Consider the following 24,985-nt stretch of genomic DNA (forward strand, 5'->3'; position numbering starts at 1 on the left):
TCAATCATCCCACGAGCAGCATTAGACTGGGCATACACTAGGGGTAGCGGTCGACCACGTCAACTCCGGAAGAGCCAGATTTAATCTCTCCCCAAACTCAGGGTGGGGGGAACAGTTGTTTGGCGATCGCCAGGGTCTGTTGACTGGCATACCAGGCCCTGATGTCAGTGCTCGTGTTCAACAATTTGAAGCAGCGGGATGATAGTGTGGGCATCGCCAAGCTGCGGGAAGGGATCATCAACAATGCCCGAGATCTCGGTTGGGACTTTGATCGCCTTGAGCTGACGAGCCGTGGCTTTGTCGCTACACGCTGATTCATTTCAGGCTTCCCGAGCTGAATCAAGAGCAGGCGATGGGGGCTTAGCGTATCTGGATTGCAGCACGGTACTTTGACTCAGCGCCTCATCCCATTCTCGACTGCTTCACTCGCATGGGGAGGTGCGATTGATCCAGGCGGTTGTGAGCGTTGCAAGGGTTAATTTTCCCTGTGCATTGCGCGGCAGGCGTTCCATTTTCCACCATTGTTTAGGACATTTATAGGCCGCAAGACGCGATCGCACCCATCGTTCCATATCGCAGGGACTGAGGCCATTGAGAGTGGAAACATAGGCGGCAACGACCCTTTCGCCCCAATCGGGATCGGGCACCCCAAACACACAGACATCCTGAATTTCAGGCATGGCCAGCATGACCGCCTCAACCTCTTCGGGATAGATATTTTCACCACCGGAAATGATCTTGCGACTAACTCGACCCAGCAGCTTGAGATGGCCATTGGGCTGAGCTTCAGCCCTATCATCGCTGAGGAACTGCTGAGCAGCTTGCCTCTGCGGGTAATAGCCCCAAAAGAGCGATCGCCCCGACCACTGCATCTGTGTTTGTTCCATGTCTCCGACCAAGGTGAGCTGAACATGGGGCAAAACTGCTCCAGGGGGTGACTTCCCGGCCAAAAAATCCTGGGGTTTGAGGGTCATGACCTGGGCTGCGGTTTCGGTCATGCCGTAGGTGGGGGCTAGGGGCAGCTGAGCTTGTCTTGCCCCATGGAGTAGCTGAGAAGAGGCGGGAGCGCCCCCCAGGAGAATGGCATAAAATTGGGCCAGCCAGCCCAGGCGATGGTCATTGCCACCTGGGATATTCTGGCAATGCTGCATCCAGCGATAGAGCTGAGTGGGCACCAGCGACAGAAAAAAGGACTGGGGCAATGTTGACCTTGGATTTAAAAAGTCCTGCAGGGCGGGGTCAGGGGAGACACCCTGGAGAAAATCCGCAAAGGGGCATAGAACCAGTTCGCCCCCGGTGAGCAGCGATCGCATAAACTGCATCAGCCCGCTGACATGGTGCAGCGGCAAAACACAGCAGGAGTGGATCGGCTGTGGATCATTGCCAAAGAAAAATTGCTGCATTCCGGCCACGGCGGCGCTGAGGGTATCCCAGGTGTGGATGGCAAACTTAATCTTGCCGCTGGTACCGCCGGTGGGAATCATGATCCAGCCGATTTCTTGAAGATTTGTCGGCGGCGCGGCGCAATGCCGATCGCCAGAATCAGCCCAGATTAGATGGGGCTGGGCGATCGCCTGGGCCTGATCTAGCTCCTGCTGTTTCCAGCCAGGGTTACCCAGAAAGAGCGGACACTGGGCGATCGCAGCGGCCATGAATCCCGCCAGGATTTCCGTGGGGTCAGACTGCAGCAACAGAAGGCGCGGCGGTCTCTCCCAGGCTTCTAGCTGCACCAGACGAGCGGTGGTGCGCTCGACCCACCGGGCCTGGGAGAGGCCGCGAAACCAGGAGCGGTGCGATCGCTGCTCGAATGCTGGGCGGGGAGCATCACACATATCTACGTCTCTACGTCAAGCACCAGTCAGGCGCGCGATCGCCATGCTATCGTGAACTACGCCTGACCTTCATTCACAAGGACGTTAGCTGCCATGGGGTCCCAATCCACTGCCAAAACCCTCTTTCTGCTAGTCTCCATGGTGGGCTGGCTCGCCATCGGCGGCGGCCTGATCTATGGATGTCCCTGGCTGTATCATCTGATGGTGCACTCAGAGCGCACGACCCTGTGGATGCAGAACCTGCAAGCCGGTGGATACCACCCGGAGCCAGGCCTGATGGCTGGCGCAATTTTGCTACCGCTTGAAATGGTGGGCAACTGGTGGTGGTCAACCCAAGTTGAACCCCATCAAACTCCAAATCGCCAGCCAAACTTGCCTGAGGTCGAGGATGGAAATCGAGCATCAAAAGAGTCAATCTAAAAAATAAAACGATGAACGGTAGATCTCAAAGCCGCAGGGACCTCTCATCGCTTTAGGGCTGCTAGAACCGGAGGCTCAATTAGAGGAGCCGTAACAGTTTCTTGCTCATCGGTTAGTTTCGCGGATGTCGGCTAGGCACCCAAGCCGCCGCCGAGCAAGGACTTAGGCATCCGTCTCGACATAGATAAAGAAGAGACCCATGACCGCAAAGGCAACAATGGCAAGCATGGGAACAAAGGCAACGGGCAAGAAGGAAGCAGCGTAATTACCAAGCATAGTTTTTTCAGGCAAATCGAGATTTTTGTCAGGTTTAATCCTACAACAAAGCTTCAAGGATTACGGCACGGGCAAGATTGTTTACGATTGTTTACATCACCTTTGCAAGCGCGCCTTTCAGTCTAATCTATTGACTAACGGAGATCTCACCGGTCAACTGTACGGTCCTGTGACCCCTAGTACCTAGATTAATGATTGACTATGGCTTTAATTTACTCTGACGACCCACAAGTTGGGAATCTTGCGACTCCTTTGAACGCATCGGCTTTCTCAAAGACCTTTATTCGAAATTTGCCGGCATATCGCACCGGGCTGACCCCTCATCGTCGTGGATTGGAAGTAGGCATGGCCCATGGTTACTTCCTCTATGGTCCTTTGGCTCTGCTTGGCCCCCTGCGTGACAGTGATGTTGCGAATATCGCTGGGGTCGCAGCTACGATTGGCCTGGTGATGATTTTAACCGTAGCCATGTCGCTACATGGGTCCGTTCGTAGCGGCAAAGCAATTGCCACCGTTACTACTCCTAATCCGCCGGAGGAGTTCGGGACGCAAGAGGGCTGGAGCGAATTCGCAAGCGGCTTTTTCCTGGGGGGGTGCGGCGGAGCATTCTTTGCCTATTTGCTGTGCTTAACCCCCCACGTAGCGCCGTTGAGCAAGATCGCGGCTGGAGTTTGGTCCTCCTAAGCCCGCAGATCACGGCTTGACTCTCCAACAAAGATCCCCTCTAACCCAGCGTTAAAGGGGATTTTGCTTTAATGGTGTTAGCTGCCTCCGGAACGGGGGGCGATCGCATGCATGCGCCCCGCCAGCCGGGAGAAGGGTAAGGACTGGATCCAAACATGACCCGGTCCGGTTAGCTGGGCGAAGAAGAGACCTTCTCCCCCAAACACAGCCGACTTGATGTTTCCCACCTGTTGCAAATCAAATTGCACCTCGCCGGTATGGGCCACCAGACATCCAGTGTCAACGTGCAGCACCTCTCCAGCCTGAAGCTGACGTTCAACAATGGTGCCGCCAGCATGGAGAAAGACCATGCCATCGCCCTCCAGCTTCTGCATGATAAAGCCTTCCCCCCCGAACAATCCCGTCAGAATTTTTTTCTGAAAATGGATGCCAATTTGAACCCCCTTAGCCGCGCATAAAAAGCTGTCCTTCTGACAAATCAACCGCCCCCCATAATCCCTGAGCTTTGCGGGAATAATAGTCCCGGGATAGGGTGCGGCCAGCGCAACCTGAGCTTTACCCGCAGAACCGGAATGGGTAAAGACCGTGGTAAACAGGCTTTCCCCGGTTACCAGTCGCTTTCCGGCCCCCACTAATTTCTCCAGAAAGCCCCCGCCCGTTGCTTGTCCCCCACCATCACCAAACACGGTGCTCATTTGCACCGTGGTGGATTTATACATCATGGCTCCAGCCTCAGCCACCGCACTTTCACCGGGGTCCAGCTCAATTTCGACAAATTGCATGTCCTCGCCAAAAATTTTGAAATCAATCTCATGGGCGAGGCTTTTCACGCCGGGGGAGGCTTGAGGCTGAGCCTGGGAACTGGGGGAGTACAATTCACTCACCTGCACAATCGGCAACCACTCGCTAAACCCCTGCCGCCAGCAATATCCCTCCGGGTACTGCTGGGCCTGGAGTTGGGCCTGCTGCTGATCAAGCGGACCCACTTGTTTGCCATCGTAATTCAGATACCAGGTGGTCATATTGAGATCTCCGACATCTCATCAAAATGTCCTGTTTCATCATGACAGATTGCCAGGGTCCCAGAACCGGAAAATGCGGATCCCATGGCTCGGTTGGCAGTCTCGGAAGCTTTGTCTGCCTTAGCCCCTGAGACTGCCCTAGACCCCTGTTACAGCTTGCTGATAATGCGCTTCATTGCCTGATTTACGTTGTCGCGGCTGTTGAATGCGGAAATCCGAAAATAGCCTTCCCCTGCGGCTCCGAAGCCAGATCCAGGGGTTCCCACAACGTGACAATTATGCAGAAGCTTGTCAAAGAAGTCCCAACTGCTCAAGGCATTGGGTGTCTTGACCCAAACGTAGGGAGCATTCACGCCCCCGTAGACCTGGAGTCCGGCAGTTGTGAGCTGATCCCGGATAATCTTGGCGTTTTCTAGATAAAACCGCACCAAATCCTGGATTTGAGCCTGCCCCTCTGGGGAATAGACGGCCTCTGCCCCTCGCTGAACAATGTAAGACACCCCATTAAACTTGGTGGACTGGCGACGGTTCCACAACTTCCACAGATCCACGGCTGCCCCCGCTTGGGTCTGGGCGGTGAGGGTCTTGGGCACGACGGTCAGCGCACAGCGGGTTCCCGTAAAGCCAGCGTTTTTGGAGAAGGACCGAAACTCAATGGCGCAGTCTTGGGCGCCCTCAATTTCATAGATGGAATGGGGAATGTCTGGATCGGTAATGAAAGCTTCGTAGGCGGCATCAAAAAAGATGATGGCTTGGTTTTCCCGAGCATAGTTCACCCACTCCTGGAGTTGGGCCTTGGTGGCCACGGCGCCCGTGGGATTATTGGGAAAGCACAGGTAAATTAAATCCACCTTTTGGCTGGGGGGGGCTGCGGTGAAGTTGTTTTCGGCATTGATGGGGAGATAAACCAGCCCTTCGTACTCACCCTGCTCATTGGCGGGGCCTGTGTGCCCCGCCATCACGTTGGTATCGACGTAAACAGGATAGACCGGATCGGTCACGGCGATCGCATTGTTACTGCCGAAAATATCCAGAATGTTGCCGGTGTCGCATTTAGATCCGTCAGAGATAAAAATTTCATCGGCCGAAATGTCGCAGCCCCGCGCCTGGAAATCCTGGGCCGCAATTTTTTCGCGCAGCCAAGGGTAGCCCTGCTCTGGCCCATAGCCTTGAAAGGTGGCGCGATCGCCCATGTCGTGCACTGCATGAATCATCGCCTGACGGCAGGCTTGGGGAAGCGGTTCGGTGACGTCTCCAATTCCGAGCTTGATGATTTGCGCCGCAGGATTTGCCTGGGCAAACGCGTTTACGCGCCGGGCGATTTCGGGAAACAGGTACCCCGCTTTCAGCTTCAGATAATTTTCGTTAATGGTCGCCATGACAGGTTTTCGTCAAAAAATTGGTGTACACCCAGAGACCTGTTCAGAGACAGGACGCCTTTAGCATTATGCCTGGAGAGTTGCGATCCCTGTTGACCTTTTTAGCCCGGGTCCATCGCGCGCGCCCCGAACGAGTGAAACAAAGCTTTTAGATACAATGAAGATTGAACAACCCTTATCCAAGCGATATCTCTTTATCTTTGCTGGTTATTGCCCATGGCGCCCCTGTCCCCCTCTGCTGATCCTGCTGCTGACCCAAAATCGAGGCCTGGAGGGACAGTGGTCAGCTGCACCGCCCTGATTGCTGGAACCACGGTGGGGGCTGGCGTGTTGGCCCTGCCATCGGTCACGTTTTCGGCGGGCATTATTCCCTCAACCCTCCTGCTGATCTTGATTTGGGGCTATACCCTTGTCTCAGGCCTGTTAATAGCGGAGGTGAATGTACGCCTGATGCAGCGTCAGGGATCCTCGGCAGGCGGACTGCTCAGGATGATTGATCAGTTTTTGGGGCGAGGCATCGCCCAGGGGGCCACCCTGGCTTTTTTGTTCCTGCACTATGCCCTGCTGGTGGCCTATGTTAGTGAAGGCGGAAGCAGCCTGCGACAGATACTTCAGCGATCTGGCGTTGGCACGGTGCCCCCAGGGGCTGAGGTGTTCGGCTTCACAGCATTATTGGGAAGCCTGGTTTATTTTGCATCCCAGCGCTGGGTGACTAGGGTTAATAACGTCTTAGTGGGCGGCGTGGTGCTTTCGTTTTTGGGCCTGATTGGGGCAATGGCAACCCGGATTCATCCCGCCCATCTAGCGCTGCAAAACTGGTGGGCAGCTGTGCCCGCAGTGCCTGTGATGCTGGTGGCGCTGTTTTACCACAATGTCATTCCGGTGGTAACCCGGCAGCTGGCAGGTGATCCTGATAAAATTCGCCGTAGCTTGATCCTGGGATCGTTGATTCCCCTGCTGATGTTTTTAATCTGGAATGGAGTGGTGCTTGGCAGTGTGGGACCTGAGGCCATCGCCCTTGGGCAAGACCCCCTCGATCTGCTGCGGCAGCACCTTGCTCAAGGCCCCCTGGGAATCTGGGTGACGGGCTTTTCGCTGTTTGCAGTGACCACCTCCTTTATTGGCGTCAGTTACGGACTGATCAGCGTATTTCAAGACCTCTGGTCAGATCAGTTTGGCAATGAAACAGCCCAGGACTTAGCCACTAACGCTCTGGTGTTTATTCCGCCCGTTGGGTTTTGCAGTCTCAACCCCGATTTATTCATTGCTGCCCTGAGTAGTGCCGGCACCTTTAGCGTCTCCACCCTCTATGGCCTGATTCCAGCCCTGCTGGCCTGGCGATCGCGCTACGGCACTGACGATGCAGCGGCTAAACCCTGGGTGCCCGGCGGACGCTGGCTGCTGGGAGGCATGATGGCGATGGCCCTGGGCATTGTTGCCCTTTAAGGCCCTCACCGCCCAGATTAGGCGGTGCTGGAGAGGACTGGAACCGGCTTGGATCGGCCTCAGGGGTGGCTAGGGGGTGGGTGGCGTCAGCCCCGGACAGGTCAACACAAACACATCGCGGAGACCCTCCGGCGCCGGTGGAGTGACGTGGATATCGGTGGTGTAGTGGAAAAATTGATGATCGTTAAAGACACACAGCTCACCAGGATTGAGGATTTTAGTGAAAATTGGATCGCTGGATTTGTCTCGGTACAGCGAGGTTTCCCCCCCATAGATGTGGTCACGGGTCACGCTAAAGATACCCACCAGATCCACCCCATCTCGATGAATCCCCTCCGGTGCAGGTTGTCCCACCTCAAAGGGAGAAGAAAGGGTGCGAATTTGATGAACCCCAATCTCCTGATGATCGGAACAGAGGCGACAGAACTCAAAGAACTCAAGCAGTATTTTGTGAAAATCAGGGAGCTGAACCAGTCCTTCCTCAAGTTCTGCAAATTCACGATAGACATCTCCCAAAAGCGGATTGTACGCTTTGCTTTGGAACAACGGTTGGTGATCTAGGCGGTGTACCTTATGGTGGAGAATCTGGAATCGAGAGAGCCTTCTAGAGCGATACCTGCCAGCCAAGTAGGGATCCACCGGCATGGCGTTAAAAAAAGTTCTGATTTTCCCCAAATCAACAGTATTCAGGGACTCTACAGCATAGTCGGTAAGGCAGTTAAACTGCTCTAACAGGAGATTTCTGCCCATGGCATTGACCTCGAATGTGATGGTAGTCAGCTAAGGACAAATCTTGCCGAAACCTTGCCTGGGTGATCGGGAATGTGGGCTGATTTCTGGCAATCTGCACCCCTTGGCCCCAGCGATTTCAAAGGCACCGGATCGGGCTAGCTGCCACTTCCTCAAGGGCGACCGCGCCCTCGTTGTGCGGGAAGGGGAGGGTTATCTTTATTATATTTCACGGGATGATAAGCGGTCCTACCGCGGTACCGCCCCCCATAACCCAGCAATGCCCAGCCACAGCCCCCCACGTTCCCAGCGGGTAAATTGACGATAGGCCCGATCTGGATTTGATCCAGACTGCTGATAGCGCCAGAGCGATCCCATGAAGCTGAGCAACATGGCGGTGGTCAGGGCGCCGAACCAAAGGGGATGCCGCAGAGGCAGCCTCCACACTGCGAGCGGAATCGACAGTAGCGCACTTCCCAACAGCATCCAGGCCAGTCCGTAGGCTCGCCGCGCCCCCCAACAACTGGCCAGGGTCACCAGGCCAGCGGCGCGATCGCCTGCTACATCGTGAATATCCCAAATGATCTCCTTGGCAAGCTGGTAGAGAAACAGAAACAGGGCTGGGTAGGCCGCGGCCCAGGGACGACCCACCACCAATCCGGTGAAGAGAAACAGAGCGGCAATGATGCTGGCAACCAAAATATTTCCCAGGATACCGCTGATGGCTAACAGTTGGGAGTAAAACCACAGGCAGGGAATCGTTCCCCCAACCAGCACCGCCGGAGCCATGCCCAGCGCGAGAGCCGCGAGAGCCGCGATGCCAAATAGCAGTGCGGCAACCTGTCGCCCCTGCTGTACAGACAGGGTTCCGCTGGGGAGGGGACGTTCAGGATGGTTAATGGAATCTTTTTCCAGATCCTCCACATCGTTAATGGCACAGGCGGCGCTAAAGACGGTCCCCAGAACCAGGCCCGTCAGCAGCAGCGCCCTCAGGGAGATCTGCGGATCTAAGCTGTATAAGGTGACGATGCCGCCCGCCGCGGCTAATAGCGGCACCGGCCAGCGGATCAACTGCCCATAGGCGATCGCTAGCTTCCACGGGCTATCCCCATGCACCGGTACAAGAACCATCACACGCTCCTCTGCAAATTCATCGGATCCTCGAGGAGGAACCTCGTCGTGGACCTCAATTTGCCCCTCACCCACCGTTGATCCGCAGGGACACCCCCAGGGTTTGCCGCACGCTCCATTGCAAGTTGGGGAGAGAGGTCCTGTGGCTAATCCAAGACCTTGCCCAGATCATGCTCTAGGTTCTGCGATCGCAATCTTCCAGAGGAACGATACCCGTTTCCCCGCTGAATCGCTTCATTTCCATCTCTATTGTACTCACTCCCTCACTCCCTCCGCTCAGAGGGGCCAAAAGCTCCGCTGAAACCTCCGTAGATCCCTTGATTGGGGCTGTGGATGACCCAGCCCGCTGATTTCCCGCTGATTTCCCGCTGATTCCAGGGCCAGGCACCCCTGACCTCCTGACCATTCCCACTCCAAGTAAAAAGCGATCGCCTCGGCAGAGGAAGCGATCGCAGATATTGAAAGCAATTTGTTATAGTCCAAATTTTACAAAACTGAATTGCCCGAGGGTGTGATATGGGTTACTAAATTTTTAGGTGACTAAATTTTGTTGAGGTGATCCGGGGGGATTACCCCGCTAGATTGCCGGGAGGGTGAGCAGCTGGGCTGACCCCTGTCTCTGTGCAATCCTCGACAACCCTGGATCAGGGGACCTGAAAATTGAAAACATCATCTAGCTGTGTCACCATGAAGGGCGCCCAATCATTGGGGAAGCACTCTCCTCCTAACCTCATGCTGGTGTCGCTGCGAGTTGAAAATTTTGCCCTCATTGATCAGCTCTCCCTCACCTTTGGCGATGGGCTCAATGTCCTCACCGGGGAAACGGGCGCGGGGAAATCGATCCTCCTAGAGGCCGTCGATACCCTGTTAGGAGCGAAGGTCTCGGGACGCCAGATTCGCACCGGAACGCAGCGAGCCATCATTGAGGGGCAGTTTCGCCTCACTCCAGCCCTCAGAGCTTGGCTAGAGGAGCAGCAAATTGACCCGGTTGATGAGGAGGTTTTAATCTGCAGTCGAGAAATTACGGCCACCTCTCCCTCCCTACGCAGCCGTTCTCGGATTAACGGGACCCTCGTGAATCGTCAGCAGGTGGACAGCCTTCGCGATCGCCTGGTGGAGATTACGGCCCAGGGGCAGACGGTTCAGCTGGCGAAGGCTAGCGTGCAGCGAGATTGGCTCGATGCCTACGGGGGCGAGCCCCTGATCCAGCAGCGCCAGCACGTGCAGCAGCAGTACGAGGTCTACTGGAGCGCCAAGCAAGCCTTGGAGACCCACCAGCAATCGGATCAGCAGCGTTTGCAGCAGATGGATATGCTGCAATTTCAGATCGAGGAATTTCAGCGGGTGGGATTAGCCGATCCGGAGGAACTGGATCGGCTGGAGCAAGAGTACCAGCGCCTGCTGCACAGTACCGATCTGAAGCAGAGCAGCATCAGCGTCCTGGAAACCCTCTACGAAAACGATCAGGGGCACTCAGCCTGTACCGACTTACTCGGCACTGCCTACGAGACCCTGCAGGAGATGGTTGCCTTTGACGAGCAGCTTCAGCCCGTGGCCGATCTTGTGAACGAAGCCCTGACCCAGGTACAGGAGGCGGGGCGGCAAATGAGCCACTATGCCAATACCTTGGAAACCGACCCGTTACGCCTGCAGGAGGTGGAAGCGCGATTAGCTCAGCTCAAGCAACTCTGTCGTAAATATGGCCCCACCTTGGCCGATGCAATAGCCCACCAGCAAACCGTCGAAGCTGAATTGGAACGGCTCACCGCTGCAGAGGAGTCTTTGGAGTCTTTGAGTGCAGCCTTCGGCAAGGCTCAGGTCACGCTCACCCAAGCCTGCGCAACCCTCACCCAGCTTCGCCAGGCGGCGGCCCAGCAGCTTCAACAGACCTTGACCCTGGAGCTAAAACCCTTGGCCATGGAAAAGGTGCAGTTTCAGGTGGATTGTCAACCTGTGGCGCCCACTACCGCCGGGAGCGATCGCATTACCTTTCTTTTGAGTCCTAACCCTGGCGAACCCCTACAGCCCTTGGTGGAAACTGCGTCTGGAGGTGAGATGAGCCGCTTTTTACTGGCTCTCAAGGCCTGCTTTTCCCAAATTGACCCCGTGGGCACCCTGATTTTTGATGAAATCGATACCGGCGTCTCGGGCCGAGTCACCCAGGCCATTGCCGAGAAACTCCACCAACTGGGAGCCAATCATCAGGTGCTGTGCGTAACCCATCAGCCCATTGTGGCGGCGATCGCCGATCATCACTTTCGGGTGGAGAAACAGGTGATTCCCACCTCGCGATCGCGGACGGAGGCGCGAACCGTGGTGCGGGTCAGCCGCCTGGAAGACACCCAAAGGCGAGAGGAACTGGCCCAGTTGGCAGGCGGTCAGATCGATGAAGAGGCCATCGCCTTTGCCCAATCCCTGATGAATCAGGCCGTGATGCTTCGCCAGCAAGGATCACCGCTGCCAAGCGTGGCGTCAAAGCGCCGATCAAGGTCGGCCAGGTCGGCCTGAGCAGATTGCCTCAGGTCTCGTATCATGATCACAGCAACATCACAGCAATTGTGAAGGGACTTGGTCTATGAAAGTAGCAATAACAGGGGCAACGGGGTTCGTGGGGCGTCGCCTTGTGGAGCGCCTGATCCAATCAGGACATCAGGCCGTGGTCTTTGTTCGCAACGCGGGCAAGGCCCGTAAGCTGTTTGACAAGTATGATTCCAGCGAGCTAGAGATTGTTACCTACCAACCCAAGCAATCAGGGGACTGGCAGCCGTTGCTAGCCGCCTGCGATGGGGTTGTGAACCTGGCCGGGGAGCCACTCTTTGATGAGCGCTGGAATGCCAACGCTAAACAGGAAATCCTGGATAGCCGAGTCCTTGGCACCCATAAACTGGTGGAGGCGATCGCCCAGTCAGAGGCCAAACCCCAGGTCATGGTGAGTGCCTCCGCCGTTGGCTACTACGGCACCAGCGAAACCACCCTCTTTGATGAAACCAGCAGTCCCGGCGAGGATTTCTTAGCCCAGGTTTGCCAGGCATGGGAGGCCTCCGCCCACCCGGTTGAGGCGTTGGGCGTCCGCCTGGCCATTGTGCGCATTGGCATTGTTCTAGGTCCCAAGGGCGGCGCTCTAGCCCGGATGCTGCCTCCCTTTGAGCTGTTTGGCGGTGGCCCGATTGGATCGGGTCGGCAATGGGTGCCCTGGGTGCATCGCGATGACCTGGTCAGCCTGATTTTACAGATTCTGACCACGCCCAGCATGGCGGGAGTCTTTAACGCCACAGCCCCCCATCCCCAGCGCATGAGTGACTTTAGTAAAACCCTGGGAAATGTTCTGCATCGCCCTTCCTGGCTGCCGGTGCCTGGATTTGCCCTTGAGTTGCTCCTCGGGGAGGCGGCCCAGGTGGTACTCCAGGGCCAGCACGTGCAGCCGAAACGCACCCAGGAGGCAGGTTTCTCCTTTCAATATCCTGATCTCAAAGGCGCATTAACCCAAATTCTTAAGTAACGCCCCCAACCTTCTCAGGAAAATTTCAGGTGCCTGACGTTTAATAGGGCAAGGCTACACCGGCAGGAAAGATCCCGAAGGGGATTTGTCCCTGGACCGGGCAATGAGGATTCCGGTTCCCCCCCTCAGGTTGTCCATCCCCCGCAATCTTTGCAGCGCATATGACCACCCCAACGCCTTTTCAATTGCTATGACCTACCTTGACTCTGCAGCTCAGTTTTACCGCGACGTGGCCATCACTCCAGAGGTGGGGCTGTGCTGTGTCCAAAGCACGCCGCTGCGATTGCCCGGCCTCACCATTCCAGCAGTCATGCAGGAGATGAACTATGGCTGCGGCACCACGGTGCACCCGGCAGAGCTGGGCAAAGACCCGACGGTGCTCTACGTGGGGGTGGGGGGCGGGCTGGAAGCCCTTCAGTTTGCCTACTTTTGCCGTCGCCCTGGGGCCGTGATTGCCGTGGACCCAGTCGCCGCCATGCGCGAAGCGGCAGCGCGAAACCTGGCCATTGCCGCCCAGGAAAATCCCTGGTTTGATCCGGGGTTTGTGACCCTTTTGACCGGAGATGCCTTTAACCTGCCGGTGCCGGATGCTTCCATCGACGTGGTGGCTCAAAACTGCCTGTTTAATATTTTTGAGCCGGAGGACCTGACTCGGGCGCTTCAGGAGGTTTATCGAGTCCTCAAGCCGGGCGGACGCCTGATTATGAGTGACCCCATCGCCAGGCGTCCGATTCCGGAACATCTGCGCCAGGACGATCGCCTCCGGGCCATGTGCCTGTCCGGTGCCCTGACCTACGATCAATATACCCAGCGCATTATCCGCGCTGGATTTGGGCAGATTGAAGTGCGCACCAAGCGACCCTATCGGCTTTTAGACCGGCACACCTATGGGCTTGAGGAAAATCTGCTCCTGGAAAGCTTAGATACGGTCTCCTTTAAGGTGGCCATTCCAGCGGATGGAGCCTGCATTTTTACCGGCAAAACCGCCATTTATATGGGCACCGAGAACTCCTTTGATGATCGAGGGGGGCATATTCTGGCCCAGGGGGTTCCCCTGGCGGTTTGCGATAAAACGGCGGCCAAACTGGCCCGCGAATATCCGGAGCAAATTATGGTGACCGAGGCCACCTGGCACTACGATGGCGGCGGATGCTGCTAGCCCTCTCCAACTCCGCCATGCTAACCCTCCCCAGCGAGACGCCATGACCCAGCCCCCCCTACTCCATTCCGCTCAACCGCTCAACTTTCAGACCTCGGTGGGATCGCCTCTCACCAAGCAACCCATTTCCGTCCTGCAAATTAATCTGGGCAAGCGCTGCAACCTGGCCTGCACCCACTGCCATGTGGAGGCGGGACCAAGCCGGACCGAGGAAATGCAACCCTCCCTCTACCAGAGCCTCATCAAACTCATCCAACGCTTTGATCAAATACAGACCGTGGACTTGACGGGGGGAGCCCCAGAGATGCACCAAGGCTTTCGGCCCCTGGTGGAAGCCGCAAGGGCTCAGGGGAAGCAGGTGATTGTGCGATCCAATTTAACGATTTTCTACGTGCCAGGGTATGAAGATCTGCCGGAGTACCTGGCCCAGCGCCAGGTTCACATCGTCGCCTCCCTACCCTGCTATCTTGAGGAAAATGTGGACAAAATGCGTGGCCGTGGCGTCTTTCAGGACTCGATTCGGGCCCTCCAGACCCTCAACCGACTGGGGTATGGGACCCAGGCCCACCTTCAGCTTGACCTAGTCTACAATCCACCAATTCCAACCGCTGATCACTTCTCCCTGACTCCGGATCAAGAGGCCTTAGAGCAAGCTTATAAAACCCATTTACAGGACGCCTTTGGCATTGTCTTCAACCGTCTTTATGCCCTGACCAACCTTCCCATTGGCCGCACCAAGATCCATCTCCAGCGTCGTCAGATCCTGCAACCCTACCTGTCCTTTCTGGCGGGTCACTACAATCCGCAGACGGTTGCGAGCTTGATGTGCCGCAGCGAACTCTCCATCGACTACCTGGGCAATGTCTATGACTGCGATTTTAATCAAATGGAAGCTGTTCCAGCCCGGACTGCGGCTGGGGAACCGGTGACGGTGTCCATGCTTTTAAAGGCTGGGTCGCTGGATGTCATTCCAGAGGTGCGGACTCGGAGCTATTGTTATGGCTGTACCGCAGGCGCAGGCTCAAGCTGCGGCGGTGCCCTGGTCGAGGGGGCGGATTGAATCCCCGCCCAGGCCAGTTCCCATCTCTGCGCGGGCCGGGTGACCCGGCTCCCCCTTGCCAGGAGCAACAGCCCCCCCTGTTTCCCCTGATCTCCTCCCAAAGGGCGCCCCAACTCCTGCTTTGGTTTTTGATGGGGCTACTGGCGCTGCCAGGGCTGGTCGAGGTGTTACCCGTCCTTTGGGATTCTCAGCAGCTAACGGCTTGGCTGGACGGGTTAGGGCCTAAAGCGACGGTGTGGTTTGTGGGGCTGCACATTGGAGCCACCGCCATCGGGATACCCGGTGTCATCCTCACCCTGGTCGGGGGAGTCTGCTTTGGTTTGGTTTGGGGGAGTGTGTGGTCTGTGCTGGGAGCGACCTTGGGGGCACTGGCGGCCTTTAGCCTGGCGCGATACCTAATGCATGGATGGTGGCAGCGGCGCTTTGGTCACCACGCCCTTTTAAAGTCCTTAAACCGCATGGTGAAGGAGCGGCCCTTTTGGTTTGTGTTGACCCTGCGCTTTGCCCCCATTTCACCGTTTAATCTCACGAATTTTCTGCTGGGTCTGACGCCTCTTCGCCCTTGGCCTTACACCTTCGGCACGTTGATTGGAATTATGCCTGGGGTGGTTCTTTACACCTGGCTGGGTCAGTCCGGCTATGATGCTTTCCACGGACAGGGCTGGATCTCGTTTTTAGGAGCTGGATCGGCCTTAGCACTTTTATCCCTCCTTCCGCTGCTGCTGCGTCGCCGCCCAGGCTAGCGTCTGGTGGGCAACCGTGACTACAATACCCTCTATGGGTAAATATTTTGCAACGGTGGCTCGGGGACTTGAAGCCCTGGCGGCCCAAGAGCTATCGCAACTCGGGGCGAAGAAAGTGAAGCCTGGCTTTTGTGGGGTGGCCTTCCAAGGCGATCGCCTGCTGCTGTACCGGGTCAATCTTTGGGCGAGGCTGCCGTTTCGGGTATTGCAGCGCCTGGACAGCTTCCCTTGCCAAACGGCCGAGGATCTCTATCGCGGGATTGCCGCACTGCCCTGGTCGGATTATCTGACCCCAGACTATTCCCTTGCCGTGACGGCTACGGGGAAAACGCCGCAGCTCAACCATACCCACTTCACAGCATTACAGGTTAAAAATGCCATTGTTGACCAGCAACGACAGCAGTTTAGATCCCGATCGCCGGTGGATCTCAAGCAGCCCGATGTTCGGGTGAATGTACACCTTGATGGCGATCGCTGCGTGGTGAGTTTGGATAGCTCGGGGGAGAGTCTGCATCGCCGGGGCTATCGCCCCGCTGTCGGCGCGGCACCCCTCAAGGAGTCCCTGGCGGCAGCACTACTGCAGATCTCGGATTGGCATCCAGATCAAACCTTTTATGATCCCCTGTGCGGGTCAGGAACACTGCCCCTAGAGGCTTGTATGCGGGCATTGAACATTGCCCCAGGCCTGCAGCGCGATCACTTTGGCTTCCAGACCTGGATGGACTTTGATGCTCCGTTGTGGCAACGATTGGTGGCTGAGGCAAAGGCGCAGCAGCAGTCGCAACTGCCCGCCAAAATTGTAGGAAGCGATCGCGATCGCCAGGTCATTCAGCAGGCTCAGATCAATGCCGATCGGTGTGGGGTAGCGCCCTGGGTGACCTTTAGGGTCCAGGACTTAGCCGACATCGAGCCGCCCGCTGCCGAGGGCGTTGTTTTTTGCAATCCTCCCTATGGCGATCGCCTTGGGAAGGATGAAGATTTAGGTCAATTCTATCGCTTGTTGGGCCAGGTCTTGAAGACCCGATTTCAGGGATGGACAGCCTATATCCTCAGCGGAAACAAGCTCCTGGCCCAATCGATCGGCCTGCGATCTAGCGCTAGGGTGCCAGTCTATAACGGCCCCTTGGCCTGCCAGCTCATGAAGTATGAATTATTTACCTAAGCCCTGGATTGACCGGATTGTGTCCCCAGGCAAACAGGGCTGACTCACCCACCGGTTTCCGCTGGATGACAAACCTGCTATCGTATAGATACGATACATACCAACCTTAGTTTAAAATTACCAATCTCTCAAACCATAGGTTTCGTTTTTAGAAAACCGGTTTTGTTCTCCATTGTGCACTTCATCTAAGCGGTATCGTATGGGTTCATTGCTCCAACGGACAGGGAGGGGGCAGCCTTTAGGTGCTGTCTCTCTCAATCCTACCTTAGGAGAATTTGTTTTTTGGGCGTTTGTGAAAGAACCCCAGACCGCTTGGGTATAACTAACGGAATTAGCATCATTCATACCATAAGCCAAATGGCGGGGGCTTAGCTTATGGGGTTTGGAATGCAATCATATTGGTGCCTGGGGCATAAAATTCATGACAAGTCATCCCGTGCCTGGATCCCAGCAATCCGGCTTGATCGAATATTCCTCTTCCCCGCGGTCTCCCTTGGACGGGGGATCTCCCTGGCTTGCCGGAACCGCTCCCGGTCTCAGCGACGGGTTAACTCACGGCCCCATTGCGCTGGGGGTCCCCAGGGGGCCTGACGCTACCTGGTCAATCCAGGGTCGTGAGGGGTGGGCCGTTGACGCCTTTCCGGATCCCGCCTTTCCAGATCCCGCCTTTCCAGATCCCTCCGCAACGGTCCTGGATTCGATAACTTCGGCGAGTTTTTCCGCACGCCAGAGCGCGCTGGTTGACCCTGGGCAGCCATGGGTGGGGGCTGAGGCCATTGATCTGCATCTGGCTGATTTTAGTGATCTTTCCCAGTGGACGCTGAATGGAACCGCCTCCGAGGTGGAGGGGCGGCTGCGGCTGACCGATGCCTTGCAAAATCAAGCGGGATCAGCGTTGCTTTCGGAGGCCATCGCCCTGGATTCGGAGACCTCCTTTACCTCCTATTTCCAATTTCAAATAAGCGCGGGCAATGGCCCCTCAGGGGCTGCGGGGCTGACGTTTTTGTTGCAAAATACCGCCCAGGGGCCTCAGTTCTTAGGCAATAGCGGGGCAGGCATGGGATATGGGGCCACGGGATCGGGCAGCATCGCAATTGAGTTTGATACCTTTGCCCCCAAACAAAGTTCCGATCCCAATGCAAACCATATTGCCTTGATCCGGGACGGCAACATTGGGGATCACTTACAGGTGGCCACCCCAACGCTAGATCTCAATGGTGGGACGATCCTCCATGCTTGGGTCGTTTACGAAGGATCGAGCGATCTGCTCTCGGTTTATCTCAACGACCAGCCGATTCAACCCACGGAAGCCTTGCTGAGTGCCTCGCTCAACCTTCCTGAAATACTGGGAAACCAGGCCTATGTTGGATTTAGTGCCGGGACCGGGGGACTGAGCAATGTGCATGAGATTCAAAGCTGGTCGTTCTCCACCCAACAGCCTGCACCAGTTCAGAGTACGGTGTTCCTGTCCACTCCTAGTCTGGTCATTTCCGAGGCCGGAAATGAGGCGGTTATCTCGGTGATGCGATCTGGGGCTGTTGACTCATCGATTTCGGTTGACTACACCACCGTTGACGGCACTGCGATCGCGGGGGCGGACTACCAGGCCAAATCTGGAACGCTCACCTTTGCCCCCCATGAAGTCCTCAAACAGATTGTGGTGCCCATTCTCAATGACGCCCTGCCGGAAGCAAACGAGCAGTTTCGTCTGATGCTTTTCAACGAAGTGAACGCAGTCCTGGGCAGTCCCCGTGAACTGCTGTTCACCCTTGAGGATGAGGACGACCCGTTGATTTTAAACGGCAGCGCAGCACTGGTTGAGGGAGCGTTGCGCCTCACCGATGCCCAAATCAATCAGGCCGGGGCCGCGCTGCTGCCCACCGCATGGGCCATCACCCCAGACACGTCCTTTGAGTCCTATTTTCAGTTTCGGATCTTTGGCGGTGATGCCAGTAGCGGAGCCTCAGGGCTGACCTTTTTCCTACAAAACACCAGTGCCGGTGTCCAATTTCTGGGCAATGCCGGTGGTGGCATGGGCTATGGGGCGACGGGGTCTGGGAGTCTAGCCGTTGAGTTTGATACCTTTGCCCCTGCCCAGAGGAGTTCCGATCCCAATAATAACCATGTGGCCCTCCTGCGGGACGGTTCCATCCACAACCATCTGGCCCTGGCCACGCCAGATCAAGATCTCAACAGCGGGGAGGTGTTCCATGCCTGGGTCACCTATAATGGCACCTCCAACCAACTCGCCGTGTATTTGGCGGACCAAGGCAACCGTCCTGCCACGCCCCTGTGGACCAGTCCCCTCGATTTACAGGCGGTGGTTGGCAACCAGGCCTATGTGGGCTGGAGTGCCGGGACCGGTGGCCGTCACAATATCCACGAAATTCAGCAGTGGTCGTTTTCGACGCAGGCATCGCCCGTGGACAGCACCCTGGCCTTAGCCGTCAACGCCTTGCAGGTGTCTGAAGCTGACCCCCAAGCCGTCCTCTCTGTGATCCGTACTGGATCGACGGATCAAGTGGCCACCCTAGACTATGCCACCGCCGATGACACCGCGATCGCCGGTCTAGACTACGTGGCCCAATCTGGAACCTTGATCTTTATGCCTGGGGAAACCTCCAAACAGATTGTTATTCCCCTGCTCAACGATTCAATAGATGAGCCGGACGAGCAGTTTAGCCTGGCCATCGGTCACGAATCTAATGCCTTGCTCGGCGTTCCCCGCACAGCAATCATCACCCTGAAAGATGATGATCAGCCCAGCGTTAACGTGGGGTTCCAGTTCTCCCAAGCCGTTTATTCAGTGCAAGAGGGCGTCGGAGAGGCCACCATTGTGGTGGAACGCACGGGGGATGTCTCGCAATTTGCGGCGGTTCGCTACGCCACGCAAAATGATGAGGCCCGATCCGGCCACGATTACCAGTCCGTGGCCGGGCTGTTGAGCTTTGCGCCGGACCAAACCACCCAAACCTTCACAGTGCCGATTATGGATGATGCCTTGCCGGAAATTGGGGAAGACATTACGCTCAAGCTTTTTGACGCCCAACAGGTCACCCTGGCCTTAGGCGAAGCTCGGTTACGCCTTGAGGACAACGACACCCATCCCTTCACGGTGCGATCCCAAACGGTGGTGCCATCCTTGGGAACCGGCCGTCGCTCCGGCATTACTGCCTTTGACTGGACCCCCGATGGATCGGCCATGCTCATTGGCCAGGCCAGCGGGATTGTTTTTGTCTACGAGCATGGTGCCGTTCAACCCCAGGCCTTCTATAACTTCTCCCACGAAATTGCCCGCGACACCACCCTCATTGGCCAGGGCGGTCTGATGGGGGTCGCGATTCATCCTCAGTTTGCCGCCCATCCCTACGTTTACCTGGCTTTTTCGGCCTCCTCCTACGATCCGCCCGGTCCTATTCAAGTGACCACGCCCCATTCCTTCGTGATGCGGGTGGAGGCGGATCCGGCCACGGGGTTCCGCACGGCCCTACCGGGGAGTGAACAGCTGCTGCTGGCAATTCCCACTAACGATACGCTTTTCCATGCTACGGGGGGGCTGCGGTTTGGAGAAGATGGGTCGCTCTTTTATTCCCACGGGGACTCCAGCTTAGCCGTGACGGTGGAAGCTGGAGCCTTCCGCGCCCTGGACCTAGATGACCCCCAGGGAAAACTCTTCCGCATCAATCCTCTGACGGGACAGGGATATGCAGACAATCCCTTTGCCACCTCTGACCTAAATGCCGTGCGATCCAAGGTGTATAGCTACGGGCTGAGAAATCCGTTCCGGTTTGCAATTCAGCCTGGGACCAACGAACCCTTTATCAGCGATGTGGGCCAGTCTACCTGGGAAGAACTCAATTCAGGACGCGGTCAAAACTTTGGCTGGCCGCTGTTTGAAGGCGGCTTGGGCGTGTCTCTGCGGCAACCGGCCAACGCGAATCGTCCGTCCCTGCAGGCGCTCTACGATCAGTTTGAAGCCACGGTGCAGGCCCCGATCTATGCCCGCCGCCACGATGATAACGCAGCGGCAATCATGGCGGGCGATTTCTACACCGGTCAGGTGTATCCCGATATCTATAACAATGCGCTGTTCTTTGGAGACTTTGTCTTTGATGAGATTAATGCGCTGCTGTTTGACGACCAAGGCAATGTTGATTCCGTGACCCCCTTCACCCTTGAAGATGATGTGGTCTATATGGCCCAGGGACCAGACGGGTTACTCTACTATGCGGATCTCTCGGAGGGAACCGTTAACCGTTGGATAATTGAATGATGGTGTTCAGCATAGTCAGCTCAAGGAGGCTTAGGATGAACAGTTTGAACTGGAGCAGTCGGGGCGTGATGGTGACCCTCAGCTTGGTGGCCATCGCCCCGGTTTGGGCAGCCTCAATCAGCTTAGGGGTCAGGGGGCGCCTGGCGGATCAGTCCCAGTCCGGTCAGCCCAATGACAGCTTTCGAGCGTTTTCGGGGCAATATTCCCTGGACACCGGTGCGGCTGACCAAAATCCAGCGCTTAATCAAGGCCGCTATGCTCTGCGCAACTTTAATCTCCGCCTGAGTAATCTGCGTCAGCAGCCAACGCTCACCCTCAGTCCCGATCAAGGTTGGCAGGGCCGATTAGAGGTGGCCAGTGTCCCCACCGAAGCGGGAGCCCCGATCTATTCCCTGGTTTTCGAACGCGGGGATCAAAGCGGCCCAGGGCCGGTCTTTTTGCGGGTGAGTTGGAATTGGGACGGGCCAGCGGATCAGATTCCCACGGACATCCCAAGGGGTCCCGTCCGTTCGTCAAACTCGTTTTTGCGCGAGTCTTTAGGATCGGATCAAGAGAGCAACTTTTATCCCATTCAATCGGCTCAGGTGATCCAAGCGGTGCCAGGGCTGTGGTAGGGACTCCCTGCGGGTCAAGATCATTTGCAGCGAGGCTTGTGGCCGTGGGCCGGCAAGGCTGAGTTCATCGGGAGGGGGCGATCGCTAGGGATCCGCTAGAGTATTGGGAAGATTGCTGAATGTCCCTCAAGCATATGTCCCAGTCCATGCCATCCTTGCTGGCCAATCGCTATCGCGTTCTAAGGGTTTTAGGCGAAGGTGGATTTGGCATTACCTATTTGGCCGCAGATACCCAGATGCCCTCGAAGCGCCACTGTGTGATCAAGCAGCTCAAGGTAAATTTACAAAATTCTCAACTCCATCAGCTTGTCCAGGAGCGATTCGAGCGCGAAGCCGCCATCCTGGAGTCCCTGGGGGCTGAAAGTTCGCAAATCCCCCACCTGTATGCCTATTTTTCGCAGGCAGGGCAGTTTTTTCTGGTGCAGGAGTGGGTGCAGGGTCAGACGCTGGCTCAAGCCGTTCAGCATGATGGCGTCTTTTCAGAGGCGGCGGTTGTGGAGGTCCTGCGGCAGGTGTTGACGGTGCTGGACTATGTGCATGGCCAGCGCATTGTGCATCGAGATATCAAGCCGGACAACATTATGTTGCGATCGCCGGATAATCTGCCGGTGCTGCTGGATTTTGGGGCGGTTAAAGAAAGCATGAATACGGTTATCCAAGCCACTCAGGGAGCATCTCGCTCAATTGTGGTGGGGACGCCAGGCTTTATGCCCTCGGAGCAGGTGGCGGGGCGGCCCTGCTTTAGCAGCGATCTGTATAGTTTGGGCTTGACGGCCATTTACTTACTCACCGGGAAAGGTCCCCTGGACCTGCCCAGCGATCCGGCCACGGGAGATCTGGGTTGGCACTCTCACGCCCCTCAGGTCTCTAGCCCACTCGCACAGATTCTGGACCGGGCAATTCAGGTTCACCCCCGCGATCGCTTTTCTACCGCCACAGAGATGCTGACGGCCCTCAATGGTCTCGAAGTGGCATCCCCGTTCCTCGGGTCTGGATCCCCATCCGTTGCGGATCAAACCTTGCATCAGGGAACAGCGCCGGAGGCCGGATCGGCCACGGTGGCCCTTGAACCCGACCTGCAGAACGCGGCTGGCAGTGATTGGAAGAGAGCCGGTCTGATGGGAGGGCTGGTGGCCCTGTTGGTGATTGCAGCAGCGATCATTGTGCGGACTCAGATCCTTGCAGGCGTGCTTCGGAATCGAGCGGTCAATCCCCATCGTGTTTCAGAGATCCTTCCTGGACCAGCAGCGTCATCGAGTCCCCAGGTAGCTGCTTCCCCGCCGCCGATTAGCGCCGCCAATCCCATTGCGCGGGAGGGCTACTGTTCCTTTCTCTCGACGAGAAATCAAGCCGATATTATTAACGATCCCTGCACAATTGTGGATTTTCAAAACGGATCCTACGCAGTGAACTGGTCCCAAGGCCGGGTCACGCAGGTGCAGGTCAAGCCACAGGTGCGCATTGATGGCCGTCCTGCCACCGTGGTGGATCAGCAGGCTACCTCCCTGACGCTCAAAACCAATCGTGGCAACTTGGGTATTTGCTGGGACTGTAGCCCTTAGCTTAGCCCTTGACTGTGGTTCCCATCCTAAAATTGCGCGAGGTACTGTCTATGGCATTCAAATCCCATTCTCTGACCTTCGAAGATCAGCTCGGCGCTGTGATTGGGGTGCTGATTGGCTCAAGCTTAATGGGGGTGGGCCTCTGGGCACAGGGTCTGGAGGCTCACCAGCGGGAGCATTGGGTGGAAACCTCAGGCCAGATTGTCGATAGCGTCCGGTACTACGATCGCCAGGAAAATGAGACAACCTATGCCCCGGTGATTCAGTTTGAGATCAATGGCGATCCGGCTCGGTTTACGGGGTCCTATCAACGCTATCGCCTCAGCGAGGGAAAGCAGGTGGTGGTTCGCTACGATCCCAACGACCCGGTCGAAACTGCCCGCATCGTTGATTCCTTCGATGGCATCGCCCCCTGGGCTGGGTTTGGATTAGGGGCAGCTTCATTGATCGCGGGTCTGGGACGGCTTCTGCCCTTTCGCTGGTCCTAGCAATTCCCAGGTGAGCTTAACAAAGGCCACCCCCGTTCCGCCTTGGGAAAGGAGGGACTTGGAGTGGGTTGGCGACAGGGGACCGGCTTGCCCCTCGATCCCTTTCCAGAAACCGTGATAACAACTATCCTTGGATATCCCTGAGCATCCGTTAGGTGATGGAACATCCGACCCGATCTCCCCAAAGCCCCTTGAGTTTGGGAGCTGAATTTGCCCGCGAGGTGTATTGGCGGGAGCAAAGACGGCGGTTGTGGATAGCAAAGCTGGTCGCGATCGCGGGGGGGGGTTCTGATGGTGGGGGATTCCTTTATTCAGGATTCTGGGCTGCGGCGATCGCTGGGGCTGCTGTTGCTAGGTCTACTGTTGGGGAGCAAGGGATATGCCAGCTATGTTCGACGGCAACTGGATCAAGGGAGGGGCGATCGCTGATGAGTGGACCGATTCTCCCCTCATCAAAGGGCATAGATCTGAATAGATCTGGATAGATCTGGCACCCCTATGGGCTGAGCTAAAAAGCATGATCAGAAGATGCCTGACCCTCCCACGCGTTACACCAGACCAGACCTTAACCGGAGAAGACGCAAAGGGCAGGTACACACTGGAATGAATTCGGTAGTGATACAATTTTGGGCATCGGTTCTAGCGAGGATCAGTCGCTAGAGGTAAGGGGGAAAGTCCGGTGAAAATCCGGCGCTGTCCCGCAGCTGTGAAAGAGGAACCACGCCTCTCAGTCAGAATGCCCGCCGATGAATAGTTCAAACTCCACAGCATCTGCGAGGTACGGATGATAACTCAGTCTTTTGCCAGGTGTGGCCTTGGGGCGACACCGTTGATTTTACGATTCGCAGTGAGGCCGACAAAAGCGCCTCGGCCTTTGATCCTGGGGCGATTGGGAGATCTGTGGCCATGCCCCCCTCCCCAAAGGCCTCCTGTGGCCCTGTTAAGGTTTTCTATGAATTTGCTTTAGCAACAGGGGGCAGTGCGCCGTCGGATACGGGACTAAGATGGCGCCGATGAAATATCCCATAACTGACGGCTATTCCGATTGCTGGCAGACGGCCTTTATTCGAGACCATTTTCTCTCCCTGGGGCATGGGGCATGGCAGGGCTATCTGACCCAGGGGCGCGGGATGGTTGCCTGCGAAGTGATGGATGCCATCCCTCTGGGCTGGAGCAGGGATCAATCCCTTATCCAGTACATTCCAGCCGCTGCTGTCCCCCGATATCTTCAGCCCTATCGCCTGCCAGATTCTTTGATCCATCGCCTAATGGACGCGCTGCAAACCTACTCTCCCCGTCAAGACATTCTGATTTCCGTTCGCAAAGATCAGCAGATTGAAGTGGACTGGCTGCAGAATTTGGCCATCGATCCTCCGGATTGCCATCGTCAGGTCTGCAATCGCTGGGATGAATTTCACCTAGATCCTTTATCAATACTCCGGACAGAATTAGGAGGCGATGAGACCGATATCTAAGCACTGTAGATACTGGGTTTCGAATTTTTTG

The 24,985-nt window shown here is 56.5% G+C and carries 22 protein-coding genes and 1 riboswitch; of the genes, 16 read left to right on the forward strand and 6 right to left on the reverse strand.

Annotated features, from left to right (window positions below):
• The first annotated feature begins 161 nt into the window (after positions 1–161).
• Positions 162–314, forward strand: a complete 153-nt coding sequence (locus QQ91_RS14295; protein ID WP_166282847.1) for a hypothetical protein — start codon at positions 162–164, stop codon at positions 312–314.
• Between the two features lie 108 nt (positions 315–422).
• Here the strand turns inward: QQ91_RS14295 and QQ91_RS14300 are convergent, their stop codons facing one another.
• Entirely contained in the window at positions 423–1,832 is a 1,410-nt protein-coding gene (locus tag QQ91_RS14300) for an AMP-binding protein (RefSeq protein ID WP_166282849.1), read from the reverse strand.
• A 93-nt stretch (positions 1,833–1,925) separates the two neighbouring features.
• Between QQ91_RS14300 and QQ91_RS14305 the strand changes: the two genes are divergently transcribed.
• Positions 1,926–2,252 (forward strand): hypothetical protein, encoded by a 327-nt coding sequence (locus QQ91_RS14305; RefSeq protein ID WP_201277468.1) that lies wholly within the window; start codon positions 1,926–1,928, stop codon positions 2,250–2,252.
• A 162-nt stretch (positions 2,253–2,414) separates the two neighbouring features.
• On the opposite strand, the gene psaI is transcribed toward QQ91_RS14305, so the two are convergent.
• The gene (gene psaI, locus QQ91_RS14310) at positions 2,415–2,528 is read right to left on the reverse strand and encodes a photosystem I reaction center subunit VIII (RefSeq protein ID WP_166282851.1); all 114 of its coding nucleotides are present in this window, start codon (positions 2,526–2,528) and stop codon (positions 2,415–2,417) included.
• Positions 2,529–2,729: 201 nt separating this feature from the next.
• On the opposite strand from psaI, the gene QQ91_RS14315 reads away from it, so the two are divergent.
• A complete protein-coding gene (locus QQ91_RS14315; RefSeq protein ID WP_201277469.1) occupies positions 2,730–3,212 on the forward strand; it encodes a photosystem I reaction center subunit XI in 483 nt (160 codons plus the stop codon).
• 77 nt (positions 3,213–3,289) lie between these two features.
• On the opposite strand, the gene QQ91_RS14320 is transcribed toward QQ91_RS14315, so the two are convergent.
• Positions 3,290–4,234 carry a TIGR00266 family protein gene (locus QQ91_RS14320; protein ID WP_166282855.1) on the reverse strand — a complete coding sequence of 315 codons (945 nt, stop codon included), beginning with the start codon at positions 4,232–4,234 and terminating at the stop codon, positions 3,290–3,292.
• 149 nt (positions 4,235–4,383) lie between these two features.
• Positions 4,384–5,613: an LL-diaminopimelate aminotransferase gene (locus QQ91_RS14325; protein ID WP_166282857.1), complete on the reverse strand. Its 1,230-nt coding sequence runs from the start codon at positions 5,611–5,613 to the stop codon at positions 4,384–4,386.
• 279 nt (positions 5,614–5,892) lie between these two features.
• On the opposite strand from QQ91_RS14325, the gene QQ91_RS14330 reads away from it, so the two are divergent.
• Positions 5,893–7,059 (forward strand): amino acid permease, encoded by a 1,167-nt coding sequence (locus QQ91_RS14330; RefSeq protein ID WP_166282859.1) that lies wholly within the window; start codon positions 5,893–5,895, stop codon positions 7,057–7,059.
• Between the two features lie 69 nt (positions 7,060–7,128).
• Here QQ91_RS14330 and QQ91_RS14335 read toward each other — a convergent pair whose 3' ends face one another.
• Entirely contained in the window at positions 7,129–7,809 is a 681-nt protein-coding gene (locus QQ91_RS14335) for a 2OG-Fe dioxygenase family protein (protein WP_166282861.1), read from the reverse strand.
• Positions 7,810–8,037: 228 nt separating this feature from the next.
• Positions 8,038–8,919 carry a UbiA family prenyltransferase gene (locus QQ91_RS14340; protein ID WP_166282863.1) on the reverse strand — a complete coding sequence of 294 codons (882 nt, stop codon included), beginning with the start codon at positions 8,917–8,919 and terminating at the stop codon, positions 8,038–8,040.
• 660 nt (positions 8,920–9,579) lie between these two features.
• On the opposite strand from QQ91_RS14340, the gene recN reads away from it, so the two are divergent.
• The 12 genes from recN to QQ91_RS14400 all read left to right on the forward strand — a co-directional run bounded on the left by recN (position 9,580) and on the right by QQ91_RS14400 (position 24,954).
• A complete protein-coding gene (gene recN, locus QQ91_RS14345; protein ID WP_349306870.1) occupies positions 9,580–11,427 on the forward strand; it encodes a DNA repair protein RecN in 1,848 nt (615 codons plus the stop codon).
• 67 nt (positions 11,428–11,494) lie between these two features.
• Positions 11,495–12,418: a thylakoid membrane protein ThyD gene (gene thyD / locus QQ91_RS14350; RefSeq protein ID WP_166282865.1), complete on the forward strand. Its 924-nt coding sequence runs from the start codon at positions 11,495–11,497 to the stop codon at positions 12,416–12,418.
• A gap of 190 nt (positions 12,419–12,608) precedes the next feature.
• Positions 12,609–13,577: an arsenosugar biosynthesis arsenite methyltransferase ArsM gene (arsM, locus tag QQ91_RS14355; RefSeq protein ID WP_166282867.1), complete on the forward strand. Its 969-nt coding sequence runs from the start codon at positions 12,609–12,611 to the stop codon at positions 13,575–13,577.
• A gap of 43 nt (positions 13,578–13,620) precedes the next feature.
• Positions 13,621–14,637: an arsenosugar biosynthesis radical SAM (seleno)protein ArsS gene (gene arsS, locus QQ91_RS14360; RefSeq protein WP_166282869.1), complete on the forward strand. Its 1,017-nt coding sequence runs from the start codon at positions 13,621–13,623 to the stop codon at positions 14,635–14,637.
• Positions 14,634–15,380, forward strand: a complete 747-nt coding sequence (locus QQ91_RS14365) for a TVP38/TMEM64 family protein (protein WP_236096197.1) — start codon at positions 14,634–14,636, stop codon at positions 15,378–15,380. Before arsS ends, QQ91_RS14365 begins: the two co-directional genes overlap by 4 nt.
• A gap of 34 nt (positions 15,381–15,414) precedes the next feature.
• The gene (locus QQ91_RS14370; protein ID WP_166282871.1) at positions 15,415–16,542 is read left to right on the forward strand and encodes a THUMP domain-containing class I SAM-dependent RNA methyltransferase; all 1,128 of its coding nucleotides are present in this window, start codon (positions 15,415–15,417) and stop codon (positions 16,540–16,542) included.
• Positions 16,543–16,963: 421 nt separating this feature from the next.
• On the forward strand, positions 16,964–20,815 hold the full coding sequence (locus QQ91_RS14375; RefSeq protein ID WP_166282873.1) for a Calx-beta domain-containing protein: 3,852 nt from the start codon (positions 16,964–16,966) through the stop codon (positions 20,813–20,815).
• A gap of 35 nt (positions 20,816–20,850) precedes the next feature.
• Entirely contained in the window at positions 20,851–21,429 is a 579-nt protein-coding gene (locus QQ91_RS14380; RefSeq protein WP_166282875.1) for a hypothetical protein, read from the forward strand.
• Between the two features lie 119 nt (positions 21,430–21,548).
• Entirely contained in the window at positions 21,549–22,991 is a 1,443-nt protein-coding gene (locus QQ91_RS14385; protein WP_201277471.1) for a serine/threonine-protein kinase, read from the forward strand.
• Between the two features lie 50 nt (positions 22,992–23,041).
• On the forward strand, positions 23,042–23,479 hold the full coding sequence (locus tag QQ91_RS14390; RefSeq protein ID WP_166282877.1) for a DUF3592 domain-containing protein: 438 nt from the start codon (positions 23,042–23,044) through the stop codon (positions 23,477–23,479).
• A 291-nt stretch (positions 23,480–23,770) separates the two neighbouring features.
• The gene (locus QQ91_RS14395) at positions 23,771–23,908 is read left to right on the forward strand and encodes a hypothetical protein (protein ID WP_166282879.1); all 138 of its coding nucleotides are present in this window, start codon (positions 23,771–23,773) and stop codon (positions 23,906–23,908) included.
• Positions 23,909–24,096: 188 nt separating this feature from the next.
• Positions 24,097–24,241: riboswitch (cobalamin riboswitch) on the forward strand.
• A gap of 251 nt (positions 24,242–24,492) precedes the next feature.
• A complete protein-coding gene (locus QQ91_RS14400) occupies positions 24,493–24,954 on the forward strand; it encodes a hypothetical protein (RefSeq protein WP_166282881.1) in 462 nt (153 codons plus the stop codon).
• Positions 24,955–24,985: the final 31 nt, after the last annotated feature.

Source organism: Lyngbya confervoides BDU141951, from assembly GCF_000817775.3.
Taxonomy (GTDB): Bacteria; Cyanobacteriota; Cyanobacteriia; order Thermosynechococcales; family Thermosynechococcaceae; genus Lyngbya; species Lyngbya confervoides.

What these genes read in the sequence shown, in the direction of transcription:
- QQ91_RS14295 (WP_166282847.1), top strand. Translation starts at nt 162, where the DNA reads ATGTCAGTGCTCGTGTTCAACAATTTGAAGCAGCGGGATGATAGTGTG.
- QQ91_RS14300 (WP_166282849.1), bottom strand. Translation starts at nt 1,832, where the DNA reads ATGTGTGATGCTCCCCGCCCAGCATTCGAGCAGCGATCGCACCGCTCC.
- QQ91_RS14305 (WP_201277468.1), top strand. Translation starts at nt 1,926, where the DNA reads ATGGGGTCCCAATCCACTGCCAAAACCCTCTTTCTGCTAGTCTCCATG.
- psaI (WP_166282851.1), bottom strand. Translation starts at nt 2,528, where the DNA reads ATGCTTGGTAATTACGCTGCTTCCTTCTTGCCCGTTGCCTTTGTTCCC.
- QQ91_RS14315 (WP_201277469.1), top strand. Translation starts at nt 2,730, where the DNA reads ATGGCTTTAATTTACTCTGACGACCCACAAGTTGGGAATCTTGCGACT.
- QQ91_RS14320 (WP_166282855.1), bottom strand. Translation starts at nt 4,234, where the DNA reads ATGACCACCTGGTATCTGAATTACGATGGCAAACAAGTGGGTCCGCTT.
- QQ91_RS14325 (WP_166282857.1), bottom strand. Translation starts at nt 5,613, where the DNA reads ATGGCGACCATTAACGAAAATTATCTGAAGCTGAAAGCGGGGTACCTG.
- QQ91_RS14335 (WP_166282861.1), bottom strand. Translation starts at nt 7,809, where the DNA reads ATGGGCAGAAATCTCCTGTTAGAGCAGTTTAACTGCCTTACCGACTAT.
- QQ91_RS14340 (WP_166282863.1), bottom strand. Translation starts at nt 8,919, where the DNA reads ATGGTTCTTGTACCGGTGCATGGGGATAGCCCGTGGAAGCTAGCGATC.
- thyD (WP_166282865.1), top strand. Translation starts at nt 11,495, where the DNA reads ATGAAAGTAGCAATAACAGGGGCAACGGGGTTCGTGGGGCGTCGCCTT.
- arsM (WP_166282867.1), top strand. Translation starts at nt 12,609, where the DNA reads ATGACCTACCTTGACTCTGCAGCTCAGTTTTACCGCGACGTGGCCATC.
- arsS (WP_166282869.1), top strand. Translation starts at nt 13,621, where the DNA reads ATGACCCAGCCCCCCCTACTCCATTCCGCTCAACCGCTCAACTTTCAG.
- QQ91_RS14370 (WP_166282871.1), top strand. Translation starts at nt 15,415, where the DNA reads ATGGGTAAATATTTTGCAACGGTGGCTCGGGGACTTGAAGCCCTGGCG.
- QQ91_RS14375 (WP_166282873.1), top strand. Translation starts at nt 16,964, where the DNA reads ATGACAAGTCATCCCGTGCCTGGATCCCAGCAATCCGGCTTGATCGAA.
- QQ91_RS14380 (WP_166282875.1), top strand. Translation starts at nt 20,851, where the DNA reads ATGAACAGTTTGAACTGGAGCAGTCGGGGCGTGATGGTGACCCTCAGC.
- QQ91_RS14385 (WP_201277471.1), top strand. Translation starts at nt 21,549, where the DNA reads ATGTCCCTCAAGCATATGTCCCAGTCCATGCCATCCTTGCTGGCCAAT.
- QQ91_RS14390 (WP_166282877.1), top strand. Translation starts at nt 23,042, where the DNA reads ATGGCATTCAAATCCCATTCTCTGACCTTCGAAGATCAGCTCGGCGCT.
- QQ91_RS14395 (WP_166282879.1), top strand. Translation starts at nt 23,771, where the DNA reads ATGGTGGGGGATTCCTTTATTCAGGATTCTGGGCTGCGGCGATCGCTG.
- QQ91_RS14400 (WP_166282881.1), top strand. Translation starts at nt 24,493, where the DNA reads ATGAAATATCCCATAACTGACGGCTATTCCGATTGCTGGCAGACGGCC.